This is a genomic window from Kandleria sp. (assembly GCF_017934775.1).
Taxonomy (GTDB): Bacteria; Bacillota_I; Bacilli_A; order Erysipelotrichales; family Coprobacillaceae; genus Kandleria; species Kandleria vitulina.
Window position 1 is genome coordinate 1 of sequence record NZ_JAGBIX010000041.1, and the last position, 6,094, is coordinate 6,094.

Annotated in this window: 5 protein-coding genes and 1 pseudogene; all 6 read left to right on the forward strand. The window is 33.4% G+C overall.

The window, feature by feature from the left end:
* Positions 1 to 201 (forward strand): annotated as a pseudogene (locus J6L95_RS04760) (restriction endonuclease); the annotation flags it as partial.
* A 442-nt stretch (positions 202 to 643) separates the two neighbouring features.
* Positions 644 to 850 (forward strand): helix-turn-helix domain-containing protein, encoded by a 207-nt coding sequence (locus tag J6L95_RS04765; RefSeq protein ID WP_287458339.1) that lies wholly within the window; start codon positions 644 to 646, stop codon positions 848 to 850.
* 222 nt (positions 851 to 1,072) lie between these two features.
* Complete coding sequence (locus J6L95_RS04770; RefSeq protein WP_287458340.1) at positions 1,073 to 2,014, forward strand: MBL fold metallo-hydrolase; 942 nt, start codon at positions 1,073 to 1,075, stop codon at positions 2,012 to 2,014.
* Positions 2,015 to 2,067: 53 nt separating this feature from the next.
* On the forward strand, positions 2,068 to 3,075 hold the full coding sequence (locus tag J6L95_RS04775) for an NADP-dependent oxidoreductase (RefSeq protein ID WP_287458341.1): 1,008 nt from the start codon (positions 2,068 to 2,070) through the stop codon (positions 3,073 to 3,075).
* Positions 3,076 to 3,708: 633 nt separating this feature from the next.
* Positions 3,709 to 4,398, forward strand: coding sequence for a hypothetical protein (locus tag J6L95_RS04780; RefSeq protein ID WP_287458342.1), 690 nt, complete (start codon positions 3,709 to 3,711; stop codon positions 4,396 to 4,398).
* Positions 4,399 to 4,533: 135 nt separating this feature from the next.
* Positions 4,534 to 5,220, forward strand: coding sequence for a hypothetical protein (locus tag J6L95_RS04785; protein ID WP_287458343.1), 687 nt, complete (start codon positions 4,534 to 4,536; stop codon positions 5,218 to 5,220).
* Positions 5,221 to 6,094 lie beyond the last annotated feature (874 nt).

The following is a 6,094-nucleotide window of genomic DNA, read 5'->3' on the forward strand; positions in this document are numbered from 1 at the left end:
AAAGAGTATCAGTATTTATGCTTGATATCTAAAACGGGTTCTATCAGAGATAATATATTGGGTGGAAAAGATGAACCTGTTATTTATGATTTTTATTTATATCAAAATGTTTTAAATACAGGTTTGAGGACAGAAGAGTTTTTTGATATACAAGAAAATGACTTTGATGGAATTTTGAATTGTATAGAAAAACATTATTGATAGCAGTGTTCAGAGGGCGCAACCCTTTGACGGATTGTAAAGGCAGAGCCTTACGCAAGGTGCAGGAGTAAAGACTTCGCCTGTGTGCAGGGACAGAGTACCGCCGGGGTCAAGGGGCAGAGCCCTTTGTCAGGTCCAGGGTGAAACTTTGGCCCAAGGAGATGTGTTGCTTTAGCGACACATTGTATTGGGTTATTATCTGTCACGCTTACACTTAGACAGGACGGCTTCGCCGAAAAGCAAAAAGAAAATTTCATAAAGAATTAGCTTAGGATGTTAAGAGGAATCGAGTAAAATCGGCTCAATTTCAAGAGTGGGGGTAAATGATTTTTGAAATTGATATCTACCCTCTTTACTGGACAATGTAAAGTTCAGTAAGGAGGGTTATTTTTATGCGCTACAGTTATGAATTCAAAAAAAGTATGAAGATATTCAACCTGGGATGAATGTAATCAGAGCTATTGTAGATGCTAGAACTTCTCAAAACCTTACTCAGAAGGAACTTGATAGTAACCAAGCTGATATAAGCAAGATTGAGAATGGAACACGAAATCCAAGTTTAGCAATGGTTAAAAGAATTGCTAAGGGGGTTGGGATGCAAGTGAAGATTGAGTATTCATATTTAAATATAGCAATCATCAAAAAATAAATTTGGGTGATTAATTTATTAATCCTATTTTATTGGAATAAGAAAATAAAATGCGATGTTGTATAAAATGTTTACTAAAGACGACTAAGAATCCAAAACGGATTCTTTTGTTTATGTTGTAAATAATGACTTTCAACATAGTAATACAGTATAATTTAAATATAAATGAGTATAGGAATAATTTTTTTTGGATATTGTGAAATATTATTACGGAGGTATAACATGGAAATTAAAGCAGTAAAATTTAGAAAAGATGGATTCTATACACAGCCTATGGTAATGGGTGGAGAAGAAGGTATGGAACAGTATGATAAGAATGTGAGATATAGAGGAAGTCTACAAAATTATCTTATCGATACTGGTGATGAAGTTATTCTAGTAGATACAGGAATACCATCAGGAACTCCTGAAGAAGTTCCTGATGAGAATAGTCTTCTCTATACAGGAAAAGATATCTGTAGTTATTTAGAAGCATTTGATGCACTTGGATATAAGAGGGAACAGGTGACTAAGATTCTATTAACTCATAAACATGCGGATCATTCTGGAGAGATTAGTTCTTTCCCTAATGCTAAGGTGTATGTTAATGAAGAAGAAATGAGTGCTGATGAATTAAAAGGTAAAGATAATCTTGTACCAGTTAAGTTTACAGATGGAGCATACTATAATTTCCCTGAAAGTCAGAAGATACAGGATGGTATTTATTTCATTAAAGCGAAAGGACATACTAATGGGAATAGTATTGTTATTGTAGAAAATGATGGATTATTTTATATGATACATGGAGATATTACTTATGTAGATGAAGCTTTATATGAAAATAAGTTATCTATTGTATTTGAAGATTTAGCAGCTGCTCGTGAGACTATGGATAGAGTAAGAGAGTTTGTGAAGGATCATCCTACAGTTTATTGTGGTACACATACACCTCAGGGATATGAGAATCTTGAAGCTAAGAGAGTGATTGATTTAGATCATCCTGTAGAGACAGTACTTGCGGATGTTGATTTTTCTTCAAAGAAAGGTACTGGTAAGTATGTATGTTCAGTTTGTGGTTATGTCTATGATCCTAGTGAACATGATGGTGTAGCTTTCGAGGATTTACCTGATGATTGGAAATGTCCTAGATGTAAGCAGCCTAAGGAGAAGTTTAATAAGGCATAATAGCTGATGATTAATGAATATAAAAGATGTTTTTAGAAGAATTGTTATAAGGAGTGATATATCTGAAAGCAGCAATATTGAATGGATATGATAAAAAAGGATGTGATCTTGTAGTAAAGGATATACCAATTCCTGATATTAATGATCAGGAAGTACTTGTAAAAATCCATACTGCAGGAGTAAATCCACTTGATAATATGATTATCCGTGGTGATGTGAAAATGATTGTCCCATATAAGTTTCCACTAGTCATGGGTAATGAGTTTGTGGGAGTTATAGATAAAGTTGGGGCATCTGTCAGCAAGTATTCAGTCGGTGATCGTGTTTATGGAAGAATGCCATTAAGTAAGATTGGTGCATTTGCACAGTTTGCAGCAATCAATCAGAATGCGATAGCCAAGGTTCCAGACTATCTATCTGATGAAGAGGCAGCTTGCGTGCCTCTTACAGCCTTGACTGCATTGCAGGCACTGGAACTAATGAACCCTAAAGAAGGAGAAACAATCTTTATCTCTGGAGGAACTGGAAGCCTTGGTGCAATGGCTATTCCTTTGGGTAAGAGTTATGGTCTAACTGTTATTACGAATGGTAGTGCTATAAATAAGGATCGTGTGCTTGCCTTAGGTGTAGATCGTTTTATTGATTATAAGACAGAAGATTATACAAAAGTATTGTCCGATGTAGATTATGTTCTCGATACATTGGGTGAGAGGGAACTTGCAAAGGAGTTCGGTATTCTTAAAAATGGAGGTAAACTTGTATCTCTTCGTGGTATGCCAAATGGTGAATTTGCACTTCGTACAGGAATGCCTGTATTGAAAAGATTGTTGCTAAAGATTGCTGGTCGTAAGTATGACAAAATGGCATCTAAAAAGAATCAAAAGTATTATTTCATTTTTGTTCATGAGGATGGAAAAGGTCTAGAGCGTATCTCTGATATTTTTACTGAACGTCATATTGAGGCATCTGTCGATGAAATGTTTTCACTAGATGATGTTAATAAGGCTCTTCAAAAAGTTGCGGCTGGTAAATCTAAAGGTAAAACAATTATTAATATTTAATTCATAAGAATATGTAAAGTAACGCCTCTGAATTACATCAGAGGCGTTACTTCGTATAAGTGCAATTTAACGTTGCATAACTAGGAGATGTTAATCTGAAACAATTGCTAATTTGAAGCTGAGATTTACAATTATTGATTGAGATAAACATAATGATTTAAAGGGATATTTATGACTGGTGTTTACTATCAAAATCTCATCTGTCGTGTACTAAATGAATCAACAATTAACAGTTGGGGTATAGCAGTAAATGAATGGGACATTGTAGATTGTGAGGAAGACGAGCATTGTGCATCTTTATAAAGGATTAACGCTCATCAGGCATTTCAATTACTATCTGCATATTTATTCTTCATTAGTTATCGTTCTTATAAAGGACTAATCTTTATTTGATTATCAAGAAAAAGAATTATCTAGTAGCATCAAATATGTTTAAAAAATAACTTAACATGGAATGATTATGATTGGGATAAGGAAATACTTTGGGAATATCAATTGTTTGAGATGTAAATTTAAAGAGATTTCATTATTTAAAATAGAATACTAATCAGTAAATGACATTCAAGAAGATTGAATGTCATTTTTGCGTGGAATATAATATTAATGTGTTTAAAGTTAATTGGAGGGAATAATATGCAATTACCATATTCAGAAGAACTCAATATTGGTCAATTGAGTAGACTCTTTGACAATACTACAAATTGTTATAAATTCTTTTGGTTTCAAGCAATCATAAGAAAACTAGATGGTAAGCATAAGAGCTTCTCATTTGATGAACTTATTAACGAAATGATTGCTGATGCGTGGTATATGGTAACTGAATATCATTTACGATTAGGACCATTAGGAATAACAGATAACTTAGAAGAAGTAGTAAAGTATATTTATGATAAATATGATTTTCGCTCTTCTGAAAAAAGAGTGAAGATCATAGAATTTCTTCAAAGTACTAAAGATAAAAAAATAATAAAGTATAAAAAAGATTTAACACTTAACGTACCATATCGATTACAGGTTCCTTTTTATGATGAAATAAAGATAGATAGAAAAGTATGGTATGGATCTAAGAAGACATTAACTGATGAAATTAATCGTCAACGAAGACTGATGTATTATTTTGTTTATGTTTCGGGGTTATCTACAATAATTGAAGTAGATGAAACATGGGCAGAATATCTATATAAGAATAAAGAAATTCTTAAAGGATGGACACAGTTGAAACTCATCCATTATCTTCAAAATAAAAATCCAAGTGTACCTGGAATTGCAGATAAGATAGAACCACCAGTAGAAAGAAATATTGAACGAGTAAGAAAGTATTGAAAGTCAATAATAAAGAAAGATCCAACAATAAGGGATATAATTATACGTTAAATATTGATATGTAAATTATGCAGAAGATCACTTTTGGTCCATTGGGCCAGAAGTGATACTAATTGAACAATTGGAGGACTGGATATGAAAAAGATAGTAGAAAATAATGCAAAAGAAATAATTGAATTGTTAAACGAAAATCGTTTTTTTTCATTTTTTAACAGATTTGTAATTATTCGTTTAAATAAGCGGTTTTTATGTTTGAATAATTCGAGTTTAGATGAATTATTTGAACTAAGTGTTGATAAACTAAGTGTTGATAAACTGCGAAAACGAAAGAAAGGAATGACGGCAAAGAAGTTCTTAAAAGAACATGGAGAAAATGTTTTGGGGTATCGTATATTTGATTCAGAAAAAAGGAAGGATCATATTGAAGGAAGATTAGTAAAAGATGATACTAAGCATGGTATTTACTTTACTATTGAAAAGTCGGAAATATTTAGATTTGTGTTAACAAATGGGGCTGAAAAATATGGAAATTCTTTGGCTGTTATATCTTTTAGAAATAAGTATAAATGGCCAATAAGAGGTGCACATATAGCTAAGGGTGGAGATACTCGAGGCACGTATAGATCGAGAATCTTTGTGGTAAAAGAAACAATGCTTCTTGATGATTATGGGTTGATAATGAAATTATATGACGAAGCAGATGATGAATTTAAACATTTAATTAAATACGATTATTTTTTTGAAATAGCAGTTGCTTATTATCGAACAAAAGAAATGAATGAGGTGGTAAGAGCTTTAATAGATATTAGAAAACAATATTAGAAAGAAAACTTGTGCTCCACTGGAGCACAAGTGGAGGTGAAAATTTGGGGATACACCTGTGACAATTAAGGTCATAGGCCTCGCCTAATGCGCACGACATAGGAAGTGCGGAAGGTGCATAATGTGGAGATTTTAGGTTGTAACTTTATGCGTATCCTGCTACTGTAAATTTAAGTGAAGTATCGGATTGTCCGCACAATGATGGAAATTCTCAGCTTTTCTACAGAATGCAGTGTTTATGGGGGCGGAGTTGCGAAGGTTCGTTCGGAATATTCGTGAATGCGGATAGTGAGATAATTGTAAAATGATGTGTTCAAGAATGTTGTCGCCACATGGTGGACAAGGTCGTTGAACTTTTGCGAAAGGCTGATTTTACAAGGGGTTAGCGCTGTGCGAAGCTTCGTGATTTACAAGAATTAGGACAGGGTGTCTGTCCTTGAAAAAGATAAGTGATTACACAATACAGTCACTATTCTTTGGAGCATTATATTTACTTTTGGTAGGTGCACCATCTTTCATGTGGAGCTTTTTACCGTTATATGTTAGAAAGCGTGATAAGGAGCAAATATCATATTTTTCGGCTTACCCAGAACTATGGGCGAATTCATTGGGCGAATGGGTTACAAAAGAGGCATCGATTGGTGAGCCGGTGTAGAATAATCGATTATAGTAATCTATAGCCACTTGTGGTCACTGTGACCACAAGTTTTTTTAAAATATAACACTGAAGTTTAAAGGGGCTGACCCGGATAGATAATCTGGATTAGTTTTCAAAAATAAAATGCGCCGGATAAATCCGACGCATTTTTTGGTATAATGTAATTATGAAAACTACAACATTAAACCATAAAAATTATAGCGCATTTCAGACTTA